This is a genomic window from Spirochaetia bacterium 38H-sp, from assembly GCA_039023545.1.
In the GTDB taxonomy this organism is placed as follows: domain Bacteria; phylum Spirochaetota; class Spirochaetia; order Winmispirales; family Winmispiraceae; genus Rarispira; species Rarispira pelagica.
The window spans coordinates 250,272-270,503 of the sequence record JBCHKQ010000002.1 but is presented as its reverse complement, the minus strand read 5'-3'; the positions used below and the strand labels follow the sequence as shown (position 1 = coordinate 270,503).

Below are 20,232 nucleotides of genomic sequence, written 5' to 3'. Positions count from 1 at the left end.
CTCTTGGATTTTCCGTTTAGAGATAAGACTTGCGGAGTACAATAGCAACCCACGTTGTTGTAGTCGGTGTACCCACCTGACATTTAAAACTGTCTATTGATAGGTAGCCCGGTATAGGACAGCTCATCGGGCGGTTGCTGAGCTCTCGTGTGCGGAAATCGCATGAGTTTAGATTATCTTGACATATCGTCAGGACAGACGATTTTTAGGTCATGAGGGTGCGAGCCATAAACAGTGAGCAAAAAATATATTGACACCAACTATTACTGACTATAAACTACGTTAAATAAAAGAGGTTCAATGATACGAAATCTGGCGTAAAGGCCATGAGAGTGCTTATGATGGATGAAAAACAGGCGACTTCCTGACCATCAAATAATTTCCTGCCTGTCCGAAGAGATCGAAATCGACACTTTACAAGATCGTCGGGAAGGCAAAGTCCCGTGCCAGAAGATTGGCCGTCATTGGCACTTCCGAAAGGAAGCCATTGACCGATGGTTGGAAGAGACGCACGGCGATACGACAAATCGGCAAGACAGCCGATTTGGACGCACCAAGGGTGCGCCCGGAAGGTGAGGGAATGCCCGAGTCAAATACGGAGGAAACGAGTAATGGCGGAGCCCTTGGCGGATCAGGTCCTGCGAAAGATCAGCGAGGCTCGCGAGCTCTATCACCGCCTGATCCTGATGGTGGGCCCGGCGGGAAGCGGGAAGACGTCCGCGTTGCAGGAGGTGTCGGCCTCGACCTCCGCACCGCTCGTCAACGTCAATCTCGAGCTGTCTCGCCGGATGCTGGACCTGACCGAACGGAGGCGGGCTCTGCAGCTACCGCGGCTCTTGGGCGAAATCGTGGGTGAAGCCACAGGCGAGCTGGTTTTGCTCGACAACATCGAGATCCTTTTCGATGTCCACCTGAAGCAGGATCCTTTGCGTCTGCTTCAGGGATTGTCCCGGAACAAGACGGTCGTGGCCGCCTGGAACGGATCCATCGTGGATGGTCACATGACCTACGCCGCGGCGGACCACCCCGAATACCGTCGCTACCCGATTTGCGATTTTCTGGTGGCCAGTCCGGACCTGCCTAGCGGCAGACACATGAAGGAAACAAGAATCTAAGCTGAAAAGGGGGATGTGCAATGAGATATGGAGACCTGATCCAATTCGAGCCCATCGAGTCCGTAGTCCAGCTACGGGATGCCGATGAGGCCGCAATCGCCAGACAGCTGGTCAGCACCTATGTCATCTCCGACGAGATGGCCGATAAGCTGACCGGCCTTGTGATCCCCCAGCTTCAGTTCGACCAGCCCCTTGATAACAAAGGGCTGCTTGTCGTGGGCAACTACGGCGCGATGCCACTCCAAGGAGCTCGGGCATGACAAAGGAACATGACATTGAAAACAAGCTGATAGAGAAGCTGAAAGGCCTCAAATACATCCACCGCCCCGACATCCGCGACCGCGAAGCGCTGGAGCGGAACTTCCGCGAGAAGTTCGAGGCGCTCAATTGCGTCCGGCTCACGGACGCCGAGTTCGCTCGGCTCCTCGACGAGATTGTCTCCCCCGACGTGTTCGCCTGCTCCGAGCGCCTTCGCCACCGCAACACCTTCGAGCGCGAGGACGGCACGCCTCTGCACTACCAGCTCGTCAACCTCAAGGATTGGTGCAAGAACGAGTTCGAGGTCGTCAATCAGCTGCGCATCAACACCAAATCGAGCTTCCACCGCTACGACGTGATGTTGCTCGTCAACGGCCTGCCGCTCGTCCAGATCGAGCTCAAGTCGCTCCAGATCAGCCCTCGCCGGGCCATGCAGCAGATCGTCGAGTACAAGCAGGATGCGGGCAACGGCTACACCAATACGCTGCTTTGCTTCATACAGCTTTTCATCGTCAGCAACCGCAGCACGACCTGGTACTTTGCCAACAACAACGCCGAACACTTCGCCTTCGACGCCGACGAGCGGTTTCTGCCCATCTACCGGTGGGCCAAGCCGGACAACGAGAAAGTGACCCATCTCGACAACTTCGCCAAGGCGCTCCTTTCCAAATGCACGCTGGCGGAGATGATCAGCCGCTACATGGTGCTCATCCAGACCGAGCGCAAGCTGATGATGATGCGTCCCTACCAGATCTACGCGGTCAAGGCCATCGTCGATTGCATTCACGAGCACCGCGGCAATGGCTACATCTGGCACACCACCGGCAGCGGCAAGACGCTCACCTCGTTCAAGGCATCGACGCTGCTCAAGGACAACCCCGACGTCGAAAAAGTGCTGTTCGTGGTGGACCGCAAGGACCTCGACCGCCAGACCCGGCAGGAATTCAACCGCTTCCAGCCCGGCTGTGTGGAGGAGAACACCAACACCGAAACCCTGGTGAAGCGGCTGCTCTCCGACGACTACGCCGACAAGGTGATCGTCACCACCATCCAGAAGCTGGGTCTGGCGCTCGACGCCAACCACCGCAACGAATACCGCAAGCGCCTCAAGCCCCTGCGCGACAAGCGCATCGTCTTCATCTTCGACGAGTGCCACCGCTCGCAGTTCGGCGAAAACCACCGGGCCATCCGCGAGTTCTTCCCGAAAGCCCAGCTCTTCGGCTTCACCGGCACGCCGATCTTCGATCAGAACGCCACCTACAGGACCATCGAAGGCACCGAGGCGCGCATGGTCACCACCGCCGACGTCTTCGGCAAACAGCTCCACGCCTACACCATCACCCACGCCATCGACGACGGCAACGTGCTGCGCTTCCACGTGGACTACTACAAGCCCGAGGGCGCACCGGTCAAGCCCGGCGAGACGCTCGCCAAGCAGAAGGTGGTTGAGGCAATCCTGGACAAGCACGACGCCGCCACCAACGGCCGCCGCTTCAACGCCCTGCTTGCCACCGCCAGCATCGACGACGCAATCGAGTATTACCAGCTGTTCAAGGAGATCCAGGCCCAGCGGCAGGCCGAAGATGAGACCTTCCAGCCGCTCAACGTCGCCTGCGTCTTCTCGCCGCCGGCCGACGGCAACCGCGACATCGCCCAGCTCCAGGAAGACCTGCCCCAGGAGCTGGCCGACAACCAGAAGGAGCCGAACCAGAAGAAGGAGGCCCTCAAGGCGATCATCGCCGACTACAACGCCCGATACGGCACCAACTTCGACCTTTCCACCTTCGACGGCTACTACCAGGACATCCAAAACCGCATCAAGGCTCAGAAATACCCCAACCGGGACCTGCCGCGCGAGAAGAAAATCGACATCACCATCGTGGTGGACATGCTGCTGACCGGCTTCGACTCGCAGTACCTCAACACCCTCTATGTGGACAAGAACCTGAAACACCACGGTCTCATCCAGGCCTTTTCGCGCACCAACCGCGTGCTCAACGACTCCAAGCCCTACGGCAATATCCTCGACTTCCGCGCCCAGAAGGACGCCGTGGACGAGGCCATCACGCTCTTTTCCGGCGAGGCCGGCGCACGGGCCCGCGAGATCTGGCTGGTGGATCCGGCGCCGGTGGTGGCAAAGAAGCTCAAGTATGCCGTCGAAGAACTCCGGGCGTTTATGGAATCGCAGGGACTGGATTGCAAACCCGAGGAGGTGGAGAACCTCCGGGGCGACGAGGCCCGCGCCGGCTTCATCGAGCGATTCAAGGAGGTGCAGCGCTACAGAACCCAGCTCGACCAGTACACGGATCTGGACGAAGCAACCCGCGCCGATGTCGAGGACTTGCTGCCCGAAGACACCCTCCGCGCCTTCCAGGGCGTCTATCTGGACGTGGCCGCCCGCCTCAGGGAAAAGCAGGCCAGGACCGCCGACCCCGACGACCCGATCCAGCAGCTCGACTTCGAGTTCGTGCTCTTCGACTCGGCCCTCATCGACTACGACTACATCATGAAGCTCATCGCCCGCTTCAGCGCCAAGGGGCCGAAAAAGCAGAAGATGACCCGCGATCAGCTCGTGGGGCTCTTGCGGGCCAACGCCAAGTTTCTGGAGGAGCGCGAGGAGATCATCGAATACGTCAGCACCCTCGAAGAGGGCCAGGGCCTCACTGAGCAGGAGATCCGCGCGGGCTACGAGCGCTTCAAGTCCGAAAAGTATGCGCGACAGGTCACCGAGATTGCCGAAAAGCACGGCCTCGACCGCGACGCGCTGCAAGCCTTCATCGACGGCATCCTGCACCGCATGATCTTCGACCCTGACGCCCTCACCGACCTCATGGCTCCGCTGGGGCTGGGCTGGAAGGCGCGGGCGCACAAGGAGCTGGCCTTGATGGAGGACCTTGCGCCGCTGCTCAAGAAGCTCGCCCAGGGCAAGGAAATTTCAGGTCTGGAGGTGTATGAACATGACTGAGAAGAAGAAAACCGCTGTGCCCCGCCTGCGCTTTCCCGAGTTCCGCAACGCCGGACCGTGGGAGGTGAAGCGGTTGGAGGAGGTAGCCGATGTTGTCCGTGGCGGATCACCACGACCAATTGATAAATACCTAACGAAAAATGACCAAGGGCTAAGTTGGCTCAAGATTGGTGATTTACGAGAAGACTCAAAATACGTTTTTTCTACTGAAGAGAAGATAAAGCCTTCTGGGCTCTCTAAAACAAGAGAGGTGTATCCCGGAAACTTGATTATGTCCAACTCGATGAGTTTTGGACGACCATATATTTTAAAAATAAATGCTTGCATTCATGATGGGTGGCTTGCAATTAAGGATATCAGCCACGATATAGAAAATGAATTTCTATATTACGAAATTCTTTCGCCTACTTGTCAAAAATACTTCCAAGATGCTGCTGCTGGTGGGGGAGTCCGAAACCTAAACGCCGATACAGTAAAACTACTTCAAGTACGCATCCCATCAGTTCCCGAACAACAAAAAATCGCCGACTGCCTGTCGTCGCTCGATGAGGTGATCGGGCTGGAGGCGAAGCGGCTCGACGCCCTCAAGGCCCACAAGAAGGGCCTCATGCAGCAGCTTTTCCCCCGCGAGGGCGAAACCACCCCCCGCCTGCGCTTCCCCGAGTTCCGCAACGCCGGCCCGTGGGAGGTGAAGCGGTTGGGGGATGTGGCTGACAGAATTACAGAGAGAGTCGGTGACCGCCGATTAGTAGCCGTTAGCATCTCTGCAGGAATAGGATTCGTCTCTCAAAAAGAAAAGTTCGGAAGAGAAATTGCCGGGCACCAATACCACAATTACATCAGATTAAAAAATGGGCAATTTGCGTACAACAAAGGCAATTCAAAGACTTTTCCTCAAGGTGCCATCTATCAGCTACGCGAATTCGATGAAGTAGCTGTGCCTAACGCTTTTTATTGTTTCGAATTTAAACCGGAATACGTGTCAGAGTTTTTCATTGGCTATTTTGCGAACAACTTCCATGGAATTCAATTAGCTAAGTTCATCACCAGTTCTGCACGAAGTGATGGATTATTGAATATCAGCGCGGATGATTTTTTCAGCATAATTCTTCCCATCCCTAGAGATAGAATGGAACAACAAAAAATTGCCGACTGTCTGTCGTCGCTCGATGAGCTGATCGAGCTTCAGGCGAAGCGGCTCGACGCCCTCAAGGCCCACAAGAAGGGGCTCTTGCAGCAACTTTTCCCGCAGGAGGTCGAGTAAACGATGGCGGCGAAGGATAGCATCCAGACCTTCCAAGAACTCGACGCCGTGGCGCGGCACCTGCGCAGCCTCGACAAGAAGGTCACGCTCATCTTCGCCTACAACGGCACCGGCAAGACGCGGCTGTCCATGGCCTTCAAGGAGCAGGGCAAGCAGCGCAACGCCGAGGGCGAGACCGTCGCCCGCGACACCCTCTACTTCAACGCCTTCACCGAGGACCTGTTCTTCTGGGACAACGATCTGGAGCATGACCGCGAGCGTGTCTTGCGCATGAACACCGCCTCGCGTTTCTTCGGCGGCCTCGAGGAGCTGGAGATGGAAAGCCGCATCCGCCGCTTCCTGGGCCGCTATGCGGACTTTCAGTTCGATATCGACTACAAAGCAGGAACCGTCCGTTTCTGGCGGGAAACGGTGAAAAACGACGACGGTGAGGAGGAGCCGGTTCTCATCAAGGTCTCCCGCGGCGAGGAGAACATGTTCATCTGGTGCTTCTTCCTCGCCATCGCCCAGCTCGCCATCGACGGCCAGGAGGCCTACGACTGGGTGAAATACCTATATATCGACGATCCCATCTCCTCACTGGACGAGAACAACGCCATCGCCGTGGCCGCACATCTTGTGCATATGCTTAAGCGGCAGGATCGTCTTAAGACCGTTATCTCCTCCCATCACACACTCTTTTTCAATGTTCTTTGCAATGAATGGCGCAACCAGATTCGACGTGGGTCCGGGCTTTGCCTCTTTCTCAGAACGAGAGGATCCGAGTTCGAGCTGCAACACACAAATGACACGCCCCGCTTCTATCACGTGGCCATGCTCAAGGAGCTGCACAAGGCCGCTGAGTCCGGCCGGCTCTACACCTACCACTTCAACATCCTGCGCAGCATCCTGGAGAGGACCGCCACCTTCCACGGCTTCAACCACTTCGGGGACATCATCAAACGCGACCCCGACGACGAGGACGAAGAGCTGCACCATCGCTATGTCCAGCTTCTGAGCCACGGCAATTATTCGCTCTTCGAGCCTGTGGAGATGCTGGAAGAGAACAAAGCGATCTTTCGCAAGATCCTTAACGACTTCATGAACAACTACCGCTTCAACCCCGAGCTTTTTCCTGAAGCGGTAACTGAGGAGGTAACTGCATGACCGAACAAGATCAAACGCGCCTGGGCAAGACGCTCTGGGCCATCGCCGACGAGCTGCGCGGCGCGATGAACGCCGACGACTTCCGCGACTACATGCTGGCGTTTCTGTTTCTGCGCTATCTCTCGGACAACTACGAGGAGGCGGCGAAGAAAGAACTGGGCGCGGACTGGCCCGAGCTCCCCAAGGACGACCGCCGTTCACCGCTTTCCGTCTGGTACGAAGAGAATCCGGACGACGTTGCGATGTTTGAGGACGTGATGCGCCGCAAGGTGCACTACGTCATCAAGCCCCAGTACCTGTGGAGCAGCATCGCCGAGCAGGCCCGCACCCAGGATACGGAGCTGCTCCACACGTTGCAAAAGGGCTTCAAGTTCATCGAAAACGAATCCTTCGCCAGCAGCTTCCAAGGACTCTTTTCGGAGATCAACCTCGATTCCGAAAAGCTCGGCAAGGACTACAAGCAGCGCAACGACCGGCTTTGCGTCATCATCAAGACCATCGACAAGGGGCTTGCCGAGTTTCCCACCGATCGCGACCTTCTGGGCGACGCCTACGAGTACCTCATCGGCCAGTTCGCGGCAGGTTCCGGCAAGAAGGCCGGCGAATTCTACACCCCGCAACAGATTTCGAGCATCCTTTCGGGCATTGTCTCGCTCGATGCCCAGGACCCGGCGAACGGCAAGAGGGAGAAGCTCGGCAAGGTGCTGGATTTTGCCTGCGGGTCCGGCTCGCTGCTGTTGAACGTGCGCCGGCGCATGGGAAGGCACGGCGTGGGCAAGCTCTACGGGCAGGAGAAGAACATCACCACCTACAACCTGGCCCGCATGAACATGCTGCTGCACGGGCTCAAGGACACCGAGTTCGAGATCTTCCACGGCGATACGCTCACAAACGAGTGGCCGCTGTTGCGCGAGGAGAACCCGGCGAAGAAGATCGAGTTCGATGCGGTGGTGGCCAATCCGCCTTTTAGCCTGAGCTGGAATCCCACCGAGGAGCTGGCGAACGACTTCCGCTTCAAGGACTACGGCCTCGCACCCAAGTCCGCCGCCGACTTCGCCTTCCTGCTGCACGGATTCCACTACCTGCACCGGGAGGGCACGATGGCGATCATCCTGCCCCATGGCGTGCTCTTCCGCGGCAACGCAGAAGCGAAGATCCGCCGGAAGCTGCTCGAAGACGGCAATATCGACACCGTGATTGGGCTTGCGCCCAATCTCTTCTACTCCACCGGCATCCCGGTGTGCATCCTCGTGCTCAAGAAATGCAAGAAGTTCGACGATGTGCTCTTCATCAACGCCGCCGAACTCTACGAGAAGGGCAAGCGCCAGAACCGCCTGCTGCCTGAGCACATCGACAAGATCGTCGAGACCTACCAGTTCCGCCGCGAGGTGAAGGAGGAGCTCGAAAACGGCGCTCTGTTCGTCTCCCGCCGTGTGAGCATGGAGGAAATCGCGGAGAACGACTTTAACCTCAACATCACCCGCTATGTGAGCACGGCCAAGCCCGAGCCCGAGGTGGACTTGACACAAGTACACAATGAGCTTACCGAGCTTGCGCAAAAAATCGATGCCGCCCGGGCCCGGCACAACGAGTTCCTGAAGGAGCTCGGGCTACCTGATTTGCCATGAACACCGATGGCACATCCCGGACGCCGGTGGTGAGGGTCTCAACCTCCAGTTTTGTCATGTGGTCATCAACTATGACGTCCCCTGGAACCCGATGCGCCTGGAACAACGTATCGGCCGGGGGGGACCGCATCGGCTATACCTTTACTGTGGGCGCCATCAATTTCGTGTTCGAGGATTTGCTAGAATACCGTGTCCTCTAAGGGAGCCGAGAACGGGGCTTGGAGCTGATTCTGTTTGAGGACATGATAGCCTTTCGCTATGCCTGCTAATCCAAGTTCTGCTCGCTCTGGGACCGTGGCGAGGAGACCTATCTGGTGGTGAATCGGCTGCTATGGAGTTATCATTGATTAAGTGATATGAAATGAAAAGATAGCATCCCAATACATAAAACTAACGACATAAGCGATTTTAATTTATTGACAAATTGGTTAATTTTATAAAATAATAAGATCAATTTATTTTTTTTAGGAGGTTTTAATGCTTGATAAAATTAGTATAGGGCTTGATATTGCTACTTCTCTTTCTATTATTGGTGCTGCGATATCGTTTTTGCTTTCTCATGGCAAATCCAGGAAACAAAAATTAGCCATGTATGCTGTCTCTAACTTAAAAGATTTTCTAAGATTTGTTGAGGAACGCATAGAAGAGTTTTATGATATTGGTAAAGAGTTAAGAGAAAATCCAACGCAGAATATGCTTGATAATAATATTTTAAAAACTATTTTTTTGCTTGAAAAAACAGAAAGAGTACTGAGGTCTCAAATAGAAATATATTTTCCCCTATTTTCGCCTGATAAAGATATGGCGAATGCTTTTAAACCTTTTTATGAAAGGCTCAAGGATTTGTTGAAAGATGCAAGGGCTGGTAGAGCCAAGTTTATTTCTGTAATTGAAAATACAGAAAAGTTTTTTTATGAGCTTGAGATTTCTGTTGCAAAACAGTTGAAAAATATTTTGCAAAAGGCGCAATAAATTTGTGTTTTTTTGCCGCAGGCAGCTTGACCGCGTTAGCGGGAAAGCGTTCGGTATTTTTTGTTTGTATTGGGGCATGACATGGGGTCATGCCTTTTTTTGTGTGCTCTGGTTATTATATGGAGAAGTCTTGTCCGCTCTGGATGTTATCGTAGAGTTCTTTTTGCGCTTTGCTTATGAGGTCTTTGAGGCTTATTGATGCAAAGTAGTTTCTCAGATGAGTGGCTGTTTCTTGCCATATACCATGGAGTAGGCATGTTTCTGCTTTGCTACAGAGTTCTGGGCCTGTTTTTGTCTCGTCTTCTGTGCAAGGTGTTATGCCAAGGTCTTCTTCTACTGCATCAAATATGTCTTTTATGCTAATTTCTTCCAATGGTCTTTTTATTATAAAGCCGCCTCCGGGGCCGCGGACAGAGTCTATTATGCCGCTTTTTCTCAGTTTAAAGAATATTTGTTCCAAGAACTCGGGTGATATGCCTTCTTCTTCTGCTATTGTTTTTATTGGTACTGGTTTTGTCTCTGCACTCATTGCAAGGTTTAATAGTGCTCTTAATCCGTATCTGCCTTTTGTTGTTATTCTCATCTGTATAGTCCTGTAGAAAGGTATGATATTCCGCTATCCGGGAATATTGTTATTATGTTTTTGCCTCTGATGTTGTTGTCTTTGCAGTATTTTTCTATGGCTTTTATGTTTGCTCCTGATGATGGTCCTATAAGTAGGCCTTCTTTTTTTGCTGTTAGTTTTACGGCTTCTTTTGCTTCTGTGCTTTTTATGGTTATTATGTTGTCCAGTATTTTTATGTCCAGTGTCTTGGGTATAAAGCCTGCTCCTATGCCGGTTATTGTGTGTCTTCCTGCTTCTCCTCCGCTTAGCACAGGGGATTCTGCGGGTTCTACGCCTATGATTTTTATATAAGGATTTTTGCGCTTTAGGTATTTGCCTGTGCCTGTTATTGTTCCGCCTGTTCCTATGCCTGTTATGAGTATGTCAATTTTACTGCCTGTTTGTTTCCATATTTCTGGGCCTGTGGTTTCATAGTGTGCTTCTGGGTTTGCTGGTGTTATAAACTGATGCAGCATAAAGGAGTTTTTTATGCTTGCTGATAGTTCTTCTGCTTTTTCTATGGAGCCGCGCATTCCCTGCTCTGCGGGGGTTATTATAAGTTCTGCTCCTAGTGCAGAGAGTACTTGTCTTCTTTCTACTGGAGCAGTGTCCGGCATTATGAGTATGACTTTATATCCTTTTGCTGTGCCGTATGCTGCAAGGCTTACTCCGGTGTTTCCACTTGTGGGTTCTATTATTGTGCAGCCGGGGGTTATGTGCCCGACTGCTTCTGTTTTTTGTAGTATGTATGATACTATCCTGTCTTTTACAGAGCCTGTGGGATTATACCACTCCAGTTTTGCATATATGTTGTTGCCTGTTTCTTCTGACAGGCTTTTTATATAATAGAGTGGGGTGTTTCCCGTGAGTTTGTCTATATTTTTTATGACAGGATCTTTTGACATTGTGTCTCCGATTTTTAGTTGTTTACTCTTTCTACGTATTCTCCGGTTTCTGTGTTGATAAGGATTTTCTCGCCTTCTTTTATAAAGATTGGTGCTTTTACCTTGAGGCCTGTTTCACATGTTACGAGTTTTGTTACGTTGCTTACTGTGTCGCCTTTTATTGCCTCTGGGGCTTCTGTAACGACCAGAATCATCTTTAGCGGAAGTTTTATGTCTATTGGCTCGTTGTTCCAGAAAACTATGTCAAAGCTGTCGCCTTCTTTCATATAGTTGGCTCTGTCTTCTAGTCCTGCCATGGGTATCTCAAACTGGTCGTATGTCTGGTTGTCCATAAAGTGATAGGCTGTTCCGTCACTGTACATGTACTGTGCTTTTCTTTCTTCTATATGTGCTTCTTCTACTGTCTCGTTTGTTTTTACTGTTTCTCTCAGTACTTGTCCTGATTTTACGTGCTTGAGTTTGAGTCTGGCAAATGCTGCGCCTTTACCGGGGTTTACAAACTCTCTTTCTGCTACAAGGTAGGGTTCACCTTTGAAGAGTAAATACATTCCTTTTTCTATGTTTCCTGCTTTGATCATACGTAAAAACCTTCCTGTGTTAATAATGTAATTATAAAAAAATGTTGTATTTTCATACTATTTTATCAAAGAATGGAAAGAAAATCACCCCCCTAATGTCCTCTTTGTTGCTTACTATCATAAGTAATCTGTCTATTCCTAGTGCAACTCCGCTTACGGGTGGCATTTTTTTTGATATTTCTGTTATTTCTTTGTCTGGTTTTACGGGTGTTTTGCTATGGCTTTTTTTGTCTGCTTGGTTGAGGTAGAATTGTGTGAGTTCTTCTTCTTTTCTTGCTTCTTGATAGCAATTGGCTATTTCTATGCCTTTTATGTATAGTTCCCATCTGGCTTTCCATGGTGTTTTCGGCAGGTTTTCTGCAAGGCATGGTATGTCTGCTGGATAGTCTGTAAGTGCAATTGGTCTGTCTTGTGGCAGGTAAGGTTCTACGTGGGTAAGGAAAATTCTGTGGAAGGTGTCCTCCCATTCTTCATCTGTATTGATGTTCATGTTGAGTTTTTCTGCTTGTTTCTGTAGTTTTTTGTGCTCGTAGTTCTCCAGGAGAGAGAAGCCGGCATGTTTTTTAAAGGCGTCTTCCATGCTTATTATTTCTATATTTTTTTTAAGGATAGGACATGGGATTTCTTCTGCTATTGTCTTTAACATGTTCTGTGTTATTTGTATTTGTTCTGTATGAGTGGTGTGTATGGTATACCACTCAAGCATGGTAAACTCTGGATTGTGATGTGTGGTAAGGGTCTCTGTATTTCTAAAACTTTTTGTTATTTGATATATTTTGTCATATCCTTGGGCTATCAGTCTTTTTAGCCATATTTCTGGTGATGGTGTGAGGTAGAGTGTGTGTTCTTTATTTTGTGTGTCTATATATGTTGTGGAGAAGTTTTCTATATGGGCTTCTGGGATGAGTGTGGGAGAGAGTATCGGGGTGTCTGTTTCTATGTATCCGTTTTTATAGAAGTATTCTCGTATTGTTCTTAGAAGTTGTGATCTTATTCTTGCTGTGGTTTTGTCTATCATGTATTTTCTGTTTTTTGTTTTTATTGATATTGGGATAGTATAGGGAAAAGATTTGTATGTGTAAATATTTTATGAGTGATTTTTTTGGGATATTGGATCTTATGGAGTTTTTTTATTTTTTTGTTGAGAAAACTGCAGAATACGTATAATATTTATTTTGTGGGAGTGTTATGAGGGGTCTTAAGATTGTTCTTGTTATTGTTGTTCTTTTTTTTATGTCTGTTTTTTTATATGCAGAGTCTATAGTTGTGTCGCCGACAGATACTGTAATCCGTGTGGATGGGCGGTTTTCTTACTGGGAGGATAAGGATGGTAAGGCTGATATAAAGGATGTTATTTCTCTTACTTCTTATGTTTTTAAGAGTGTTTCTGCGGGTGGAGATGTGTCTTTTGGTTTTAAACGGTATCCTATGTGGTTTTCTCTTGATCTGGACTATACCGGAGAGGGATCGGAGTCTTTTCTTATTGTTTTGGATTATAGTCTTGTTGATGATGTTAGGTTGTATGTAAAAGATGATAAGGGGGAATGGGTAGTTTATGGTAATGATTCTTATGTGGGGTCTTACCGGCCTGTTTTTCCGGTGTTGTTGCATTATGGGAAGAATAGGATGTATTTGAGAATTGATACCCAGGGGACTTTGAGGCTTCCTTTGTATGTTTATAAGGAGGATGTTTACAGGGTGAAATCCTCCAAAGAGGTTTCTCTAGAAGGGCTTTTTATAGGTGCTATTCTTCTGGCTGCTTTTATTAATTTCTTTTTCTTCTATGTTTACAAGAGAGAATCGGATGGTATTGCCAGTTTGTTTTTATCTCTTTTTATTGTGTTTTATGCGGGTTTTCAGTCCATCCAGGATGGGTTTGTTTTGTTCTTTTTTCCTAAGAATATTATCTCGCTGTTTCATGCTTATGTTATATGTGGTGTTCTGGGGCTTGTTGCTCTTGGTTTTTTTATGATTTTTTTCTTTAAGGGAGAGAAGTCTGATTTTGTTTCTTTTTGGATTTTTATGCCTTTCTGGGTGGCTGCGTTGTTTTTTATTGTTCTTACTTTTTTTACGGAGCCGGAATTTTATGTCAAGGTTTTTGCTATAACTGGGATTTTGTCTTTTATTCCCAATTTGTGGTTGGTTTTGCGTGCCAATGGGAAGAATGTTTTTCTGGGTAGGGAGCTTCTTTATTCTTATGTGCTTCTTATTTTGAGTATTGTTGTTTTTGGTCTAAGGGGACTGGGGTTTATTCCTTCTAATTGGTTTTCTCTCAATGTTATTCCTGCCGGTTTTCTTGTGTTTATTGTTTTGCTTACTTTGATTCAGTTTAAGCGACTGCAGGTTCTTATAGAAGAAAAGTATGCTATGGAAAAGAACTGGAAGGAGTTGTACGAGGCTTCTTATAAGTTTGTGCCTCAGGAGTTTTTGGCTTTTATGCATAAGGGGTCTATAAAGGATGTCCATCTTGGTGATCAGACGGAGACTGAGCTTACTCTTATGTTTTCTGATATCAGGAATTTCACCAGTATTGTGGAAAAGCTGACTCCTTCTGAGAGTTTTGAGTTTCTTAATGGTTATTTTGATTGTATTGGTCCCATTATAAGGCGGCATAATGGTTTTATTGATAAGTATATTGGTGATGGTATTATGGCTATTTTTCCCTATAATGCTGATGATGCCCTTGCTGCTTCTCTTGAGATGCAGAGGGAGCTTGCTGTGTTAAATAGAAGGTATGAGGCAAGGGGTTGGCCTCATGTGCGTACTGGTATTGGTATCCATAGTGGTTTGTGTATGGTTGGTACTGTGGGTGAGGAGCTTAGGATGGATACTACCGTTATTTCTGATGTTGTTAATATTGCGGCAAGGTTGGAGAGTCTTACCAAGGCTTTTGGTACGAGTATTCTTATTTCTGAGCAGGTTGTTATGTCGCTTGCTAATCCTGCGGATATTCATCTGCGTTTTCTAGGTAAGGTTATGGTTAAGGGAAAGTCCGCTGCTGTGTCTGTCTTTCAGGTTCTTAATGATAGGGAGTTCCTTGTGGAGCAAAAGCTACGTTCTGTTTATGATTTTTTTGAACAGGGTATGTTTGCTTTTTTTCAGCGTGATTTTGATACTGCTATTGAGCTTTTTAGAAAGGTTTTGGAGTCTGTTCCGTCTGATATTCCTTCGCGTGTGTATTTGCGTCAGGCTTTGAGTCTGAAGGATTCTGGGGTTCCTGAGGGCTGGGATGGTTATCTTAAGCTTAATTCTTAGTTTTTGTATTAGTTTGTAAGATATTCTTTATTTTTTTATGCTTGTTGTACTATTATTGCCGTAGGCAGGCAGCCAAGCAACGCAGGGCTGCCGTTCGGTATTGTTGTGTTTTAGGGAGGTGTTTTGATGATTCTTGTCCTGGGTGCTATGAGAGAGGAGCTTGCATGTTTTTCTGAGCATTTTGAGTTTGTGGATGGTGATGAGTGGAATGGTGTGCCTGTAAACAGGATGCGATATAAGAATCTTGAGCTTGTGGTGGCTAAGAGCGGGGTAGGGAAGGTTCTGGCTGCTATGGTGTGTCAGCATCTTATAGAGGAGTATAGGCCAGAGGCTGTTGTTTTTACGGGGATTGCGGGGTCTGTTAATCCATCTCTTTGTGTGGGTGATCTTGTGGTGTCTTTGGATTGTGTACAGCATGATCTTGATGCGACTGCTATGGGGATAGAGCGGGGCAGGGTGCCTTATACTGTGTATAGGTTTATTGAGGCGGATAAGGGTTTGGTTGATAAGATGAGAGGGTTTTCTCCTGATTGGGGAAGGGTTCATTTTGGTCGTGTTTTGACTGGCGACCAGTTTATTGCGGGTGAGCAGAGAGCAAGAATGCCTTATCTTACAGAGGAGCTTAAGGGTGATGTTGTTGAGATGGAGGGTGCTAGTGTTGCTCTTGTTTGCAGGGTAAATGCTGTGCCTTTTGTTTTGTTGCGGGTTGTTTCTGATAATGCGGATGGTAATGCGCCTGATGATTTTTCTGCTTTTCTTAATAGGTCTTCTTCTCATCTTGCCGAGGCGCTTGAGTTTTTGTTTGACAGGTGGGGGTAGGTGTTGCTGGTTTCTTGATTCTTTTGTGTTGTAAAGGAATAGTTTTTTTGTTGAACTCTTGTCCCTTTTACTGTAATATATGATAAAGATTTTTAGGAGGGGCACGGTATGACGGATATAAGGGAACTCCATAAAGAGGAATATGGGAGTTTCCCGGAGATTGTGGTCACTGCGCCGGCTGTGGTTAGTCTTCTGGGAGAGCATACGGAGGACTATGGTGGTCCTGTTGTGCAATATGCTTCTCACCTTAGGTGTGCTGTTGCTGTTTCAAGACGCCGTGATAGTTCTCTCAGGTTTTTTTCTGCTTCTCTCAATGAGAGAAAGAAGACTAGTGTGCCCAATTTGAAGTACAGGAAGGAAGATAGGTGGTCCAATTATCTTAAGGGGTTTTATTCTGTTTTTATAGAAAAGGGAGCGCCTGCTTGCGGGCTTGAGGTTACTATTGATTCTGATATTCCTATGAAGGTGGGGCTTGCTTCTTCCAGTGCTATGCAGATGGCTTTTGCTTTTGCTATAAGGGAGCTTGTTGGTATTTCTTGTTCTGATGAGGAGCTTGTATCCTATATACGTATGGGTCAAGAGGAGTTTTTGGAGACCGTTCCGAGGCGTGCGGATTTTTTTACCATGCTTAATGCTTCTCCCGGAAATCTTGTTGTTACTGATTCTAGGAAGGATGCTGTTTCTGTTGTGCCGTTTGATATGCAGGATAAGGTTTTTCTTGTTGTTGATGTCAATGTTCCCGAGCATATTTTGTCGGAGGAGTATGGGGATTTTGATGATGAGTTCCCGGGTTTTCTCAAGAATTTTTTAAAAGAAAAGGATAAGCGTTCTTTGCTTGATTTTCCTGTGCTTGGATTAAAGACTGCGCTGGGGAGTATTCCTGAGGGGATGCGTAAGAAGTGTATTCATATTCTGGAGGAGGTTACCAGGGTTAATGAGGCGTTGCAGGCTGTGGAGAGAGGGGATTTTTCTGTATTTGGCAGGATTTTGTCTCGTTCTCATGAGAGTCTTAGGGATAATTTTGAGGTTTCCAGTCCTGAGTTTGATTGGATTGCCAAAAGGTGCTATGAGATTTCCAATGTTTACGGGTCCCGTATTGTGGGAACAGGGTTTAGCGGTAGTATTGTTGCTTTTATGGATAGGGCTGTTATTCCCGAGTATAAAGAAAAGCTAGATGAATATGAGAGAATTTTTGGATTTGTTCCGTCTTATATGGTCTCGCTTCCTTCTGATGGTGTTGAGGTTGTTTCCAGGTTATGAGAGTTTTACTTACCAATGATGATGGTATTGATGCCAAGGGGTTATGGGCTCTTTATGAGGTGTTTTCTTCTGTAGCTGATGTTGTTGTTATTGCTCCTGATGGGGAGAGAAGTGGTATGTCACATTCTTTTTCTCTCCTCAAGCCTGTTAGAAGAAAGAAGATAAGGGATAATGTTTTTTCCTGTAGTGGGTCTCCTGCGGATTGTGTTGTTATTGCATGTATGGATAAGGAGACAAGGCCGGATGTTGTTGTTTCTGGTATCAACAAGGGTCCCAATCTTGGAACGGATATCATATACTCCGGTACTGTTGCTGCAGCCAGGCAGGCTGTTCTTATGGAGATTCCTGCTTTTGCTGTTTCTCTTGCAGATTATTCTTCTGATGATTTTTCTTCTCTTGCAGGTTTTTTTTATAAGGTTTTTCCTTCTCTTCTGGATGTATGGATTCCTGATATGTTTTTTAATGTCAATGCTTTTGATATTGGTGTTGATAGTAGGCTTGTTTTTACTCGTCCGTCGCGTCGTATCTATACTGATAGTGTTAAAATTATGGATTCTGTGGATTCTTCCAAGTACTTTCTTGTTTATGGCACAGGTGTAAGTGTTTCTGCTGTTGATGCGTCAGGATATGATGAACACCTTGAGCTGGATAGTGTTGTTGTTGACAGGGGCGATGTGTCTGTTTCTCCTGTTTTTGTTCATCCTCAGGTTCATTGGAAAGCTTCTGAGCTTGTTAATAACTATCGGGAGGGGTAGTTATGGTTGATAATCCTTTTGAAAATGGTAAGGAGCTTTATCGTCAAGGTAAATATCCGGAGGCTATTAAGGAATTTTTAAAGAGTGATACTCTTGAGGCTAAGCCTTCTGAGATTGCTTATTATATGAGCCTTTGTTATGCCAAGATGAAGGAGTATGAAGAGGCTCTTCTTTATCTAGAACAGGTCCTCACTACTGATTCCCATCCTCTTAAGAGATACCAGGCAAGAATGCTTATGGGATATATTTATGCTATCACTGAGCGTTTTAAGCTTGCTGAGCTTGAGTTCTCAAAGGTGATAGAAGAGGGTTTTTCTTCTGCTAGTGTGTACGCTGCGCTTGCACATGTGTTGTATATGCAGGGCGATACAGTAAATAGCCTTGAGGCCTTGGATAAGGCTTTGTCTATGGATTCTGATAATCCTTCTGCGCTTAATTCTATGGGATATATACTTGCAGAGGAGGGAATAAAACTGCCTCTTGCTATAAAGTATTGTCGCAGAGCTCTTGATAAGGTTCCTTCTAATCCTGCTTATCATGATTCTTATGCCTGGGCGTTGTATAAGAATGGTCAGAAGAGAGATGCTCAAGCTGCTATACGTGTGGCAAGAAAACTTTTACCAGACCATCCTCTTGTTAATGAGCATTATCGTGTTATCATGGAGTTATAATGAAAAAGTTTTGGATTGTTTTTTTAGTATTGTTTTCTTGTTCTTTTTTCTTGCATGCTCAGGATGTGGATTTAAAGGCTGTTGAGGCTCAGGATGAGTTTAGGTGGGGCGTTAGGGCTTTTCATCTGGGATTTTTTAATGAGGCTATCTTGTCGTTTCAAAAAGCTATCAGCTTAAAACCGGATAATGTGAATATGCATGTCTGGCTTGGAAGGGCATATCTTAGAAGTGGATATTATAAGCCTGCTTTATCAGAGTGGAAATATTCTTTGTCCAAGTTGTCACCGGTTCCTCCTTATTTGCAGTATAAATACGATACCGTAAGGCGTTGGATTGGTGTTCTGCCTTATGAGGATAGAGAGTCTTCTTTTGTTTCTGCTTATTCGCAAAGCGGGATAAATGAAGGGATTATGACTTTTTACAGTCCTTCTGGTGTCTTTGTAAGACAGGATGGTATGGTTTGGGTTTCTGCCATGGGTAGTAATTCTGTCCTGTTGCTTGATAGCTCTGGTTCTTCTGTGGATATGTTAAAGGGAGAACTTCCTGGGCTCAGTGCTCCTTTTGATGTGTTGGAGGATGAGGATGGGTTGGTATATATTACGGAGTTTATGGCTGATAGAATCTCTGTTTTTAACAGGTTTGGTAAGCGGATAAGAATAATAGGGGAAACAGGGCGTGGTGACGGGAATTTGCTAGGACCGCAATATCTAGCTATGGATAGCCATGGATACTTGTATGTTACAGAACAGGGAAATAAAAGGGTAAGCAAGTTTACAAAAGAAGGTAAGTTCTTGATGTCTTTTGGGGGCAGGGTTAAAGGTTTTGAGGGGCTGTCCGAGCCAAGAGGAATTGTTGTGCATGATGGGCTGGTCTATGTCCTTGATGCTTCCTTAAAGGGGCTTGTTGTATTTGATATTTATGGTAATTTTGTAAGAAAAGAGGTGGAAGGGCTTATAGATTCTCCTGAGGATATTATTGTATATGAGTCAGACAAGTTTATTATCTCAAATGGCAGAGAATTACTTCTTTATGTTCCTTCTACAGGTATGATTGCAAATATAGCTCAAATAGGTGCAAGGCATCTTATGGGAATAGATCTTACACCTAACGGAGATATTATTGCTGCTGATATAGAAACCAATCTTATTCATCATCTTGTGGATGTCGCCTCTGTATATGGCGGAATATATGTGGATATAGAGAGAGTGGATGCAAGCAAATTCCCAGAGGTTATGATAGATGTAAGTGTAAGGGATAGGTATGGCAAACCTTTTGTAGGTATTCCTAGTAAGAGCTTTATAATAACGGAAAACGGTCAGGGGCTGGGAGATGTTGAGCTTGTATTTTCTGCTAATAAAACAAAGAGGATAGATGTTTCTCTTGTCATGGAGCATTCTCCTTCTATGGTGAGATACTCTGACAGGCTTAAGGATGTTGTAGCAGAACTTTTGCATGCAGTTTCTGGAAAGGGAGGAATATCTCTTTATGCTGCAAAGGATACTCCTGTTATTATTGCAAAGAATGATTCTCAAAATAGCATTCTTCCTTCTGATATGGTAGCCGGTGCTTTCCCTGCTGACTGGGATATAGAGGATGCTCTTGTGCAGGCTGCCTTTACAGTATTGAAGGCCAGAGGAAAAAGAGCTGTGGTTTTCTTTTCTTCTGGTGTTCTGGGTAGGCAGGCTTTTTCTCATGTCAGTGTTGATGCTGTTTTGGGACTTTTTATACAGAATGAGATTAGTTTTTATGTCGTTGCTCTTAATAATGGCAAGGTTCCTGATGAGCTTTCTTATCTTGCGGAGAAGACTGGTGGTAGAGTTATATCGGCATCATATCCCAAAGGTATGGATGTTATTGTGTCTATGATATACTCCCAACTTTCCGGGCGATATGTTCTTAAGTATACTTCCTATAGCAATTCTGATTTTGGTAGGGCTTATATACCTGTGGAGGCAGAAGTACATTTCTTTACACGGTCAGGAAGGGATGAGTCAGGATATTTTGCTCCTGCTCAATGATTTTTATATTAATAGGTGT

The 20,232-nt window shown here is 47.3% G+C and carries 17 protein-coding genes and 2 pseudogenes; 15 read left to right on the top strand and 4 right to left on the bottom strand.

The features are described from left to right. Positions 1 to 345 precede the first annotated feature (345 nt). From WKV44_05150 to WKV44_05110, 9 genes and pseudogenes are all read left to right on the top strand, one after another. Positions 346 to 576, top strand: coding sequence for a helix-turn-helix domain-containing protein (locus WKV44_05150; GenBank protein ID MEM5947923.1), 231 nt, complete (start codon positions 346 to 348; stop codon positions 574 to 576). A 35-nt stretch (positions 577 to 611) separates the two neighbouring features. Continuing rightward, positions 612 to 1,115, top strand: a complete 504-nt coding sequence (brxF, locus tag WKV44_05145; GenBank protein MEM5947922.1) for a BREX-3 system P-loop-containing protein BrxF — start codon at positions 612 to 614, stop codon at positions 1,113 to 1,115. A 20-nt stretch (positions 1,116 to 1,135) separates the two neighbouring features. Further along, positions 1,136 to 1,345 (top strand): annotated as a pseudogene (locus WKV44_05140) (DUF6079 family protein). Between the two features lie 26 nt (positions 1,346 to 1,371). Then, positions 1,372 to 4,338: a type I restriction endonuclease subunit R gene (locus WKV44_05135; GenBank protein MEM5947921.1), complete on the top strand. Its 2,967-nt coding sequence runs from the start codon at positions 1,372 to 1,374 to the stop codon at positions 4,336 to 4,338. Continuing rightward, positions 4,331 to 5,602 (top strand): restriction endonuclease subunit S, encoded by a 1,272-nt coding sequence (locus WKV44_05130; protein MEM5947920.1) that lies wholly within the window; start codon positions 4,331 to 4,333, stop codon positions 5,600 to 5,602. Before WKV44_05135 ends, WKV44_05130 begins: the two co-directional genes overlap by 8 nt. 3 nt (positions 5,603 to 5,605) lie before the next feature. Beyond that, a complete protein-coding gene (locus WKV44_05125) occupies positions 5,606 to 6,748 on the top strand; it encodes an AAA family ATPase (protein ID MEM5947919.1) in 1,143 nt (380 codons plus the stop codon). Beyond that, positions 6,745 to 8,376 (top strand): type I restriction-modification system subunit M, encoded by a 1,632-nt coding sequence (locus WKV44_05120; GenBank protein ID MEM5947918.1) that lies wholly within the window; start codon positions 6,745 to 6,747, stop codon positions 8,374 to 8,376. The genes WKV44_05125 and WKV44_05120 overlap by 4 nt, the downstream gene beginning before the upstream one ends. A gap of 19 nt (positions 8,377 to 8,395) precedes the next feature. Further along, positions 8,396 to 8,570: pseudogene (locus tag WKV44_05115) on the top strand (helicase-related protein). A 283-nt stretch (positions 8,571 to 8,853) separates the two neighbouring features. Next, complete coding sequence (locus tag WKV44_05110) at positions 8,854 to 9,348, top strand: hypothetical protein (protein ID MEM5947917.1); 495 nt, start codon at positions 8,854 to 8,856, stop codon at positions 9,346 to 9,348. A gap of 115 nt (positions 9,349 to 9,463) precedes the next feature. On the opposite strand, the gene WKV44_05105 is transcribed toward WKV44_05110, so the two are convergent. Genes WKV44_05105 through WKV44_05090 form a run of 4 tightly spaced genes read right to left on the bottom strand, consistent with a single transcriptional unit; the run spans position 9,464 to position 12,453 of the window. Next, positions 9,464 to 9,931 (bottom strand): Rrf2 family transcriptional regulator, encoded by a 468-nt coding sequence (locus tag WKV44_05105; GenBank protein ID MEM5947916.1) that lies wholly within the window; start codon positions 9,929 to 9,931, stop codon positions 9,464 to 9,466. Further along, positions 9,928 to 10,857, bottom strand: a complete 930-nt coding sequence (cysK, locus tag WKV44_05100) for a cysteine synthase A (protein ID MEM5947915.1) — start codon at positions 10,855 to 10,857, stop codon at positions 9,928 to 9,930. Before cysK ends, WKV44_05105 begins: the two co-directional genes overlap by 4 nt. Before the next feature lie 14 nt (positions 10,858 to 10,871). Then, positions 10,872 to 11,435, bottom strand: a complete 564-nt coding sequence (gene efp / locus WKV44_05095) for an elongation factor P (GenBank protein ID MEM5947914.1) — start codon at positions 11,433 to 11,435, stop codon at positions 10,872 to 10,874. Between the two features lie 52 nt (positions 11,436 to 11,487). Beyond that, positions 11,488 to 12,453, bottom strand: a complete 966-nt coding sequence (locus WKV44_05090; GenBank protein ID MEM5947913.1) for an amino acid--tRNA ligase-related protein — start codon at positions 12,451 to 12,453, stop codon at positions 11,488 to 11,490. A gap of 170 nt (positions 12,454 to 12,623) precedes the next feature. On the opposite strand from WKV44_05090, the gene WKV44_05085 reads away from it, so the two are divergent. From WKV44_05085 to WKV44_05060, 6 genes are all read left to right on the top strand, one after another. Then, positions 12,624 to 14,690 (top strand): adenylate/guanylate cyclase domain-containing protein, encoded by a 2,067-nt coding sequence (locus WKV44_05085; protein MEM5947912.1) that lies wholly within the window; start codon positions 12,624 to 12,626, stop codon positions 14,688 to 14,690. Between the two features lie 126 nt (positions 14,691 to 14,816). Continuing rightward, positions 14,817 to 15,509, top strand: coding sequence for a 5'-methylthioadenosine/adenosylhomocysteine nucleosidase (locus tag WKV44_05080; GenBank protein MEM5947911.1), 693 nt, complete (start codon positions 14,817 to 14,819; stop codon positions 15,507 to 15,509). Between the two features lie 108 nt (positions 15,510 to 15,617). Then, a complete protein-coding gene (locus WKV44_05075) occupies positions 15,618 to 16,769 on the top strand; it encodes a galactokinase family protein (protein ID MEM5947910.1) in 1,152 nt (383 codons plus the stop codon). After that, a complete protein-coding gene (gene surE / locus WKV44_05070) occupies positions 16,766 to 17,524 on the top strand; it encodes a 5'/3'-nucleotidase SurE (GenBank protein MEM5947909.1) in 759 nt (252 codons plus the stop codon). The genes WKV44_05075 and surE overlap by 4 nt, the downstream gene beginning before the upstream one ends. Before the next feature lie 2 nt (positions 17,525 to 17,526). After that, positions 17,527 to 18,195: a tetratricopeptide repeat protein gene (locus tag WKV44_05065; protein ID MEM5947908.1), complete on the top strand. Its 669-nt coding sequence runs from the start codon at positions 17,527 to 17,529 to the stop codon at positions 18,193 to 18,195. Beyond that, positions 18,195 to 20,213 (top strand): tetratricopeptide repeat protein, encoded by a 2,019-nt coding sequence (locus tag WKV44_05060; protein ID MEM5947907.1) that lies wholly within the window; start codon positions 18,195 to 18,197, stop codon positions 20,211 to 20,213. Before WKV44_05065 ends, WKV44_05060 begins: the two co-directional genes overlap by 1 nt. Positions 20,214 to 20,232: the final 19 nt, after the last annotated feature.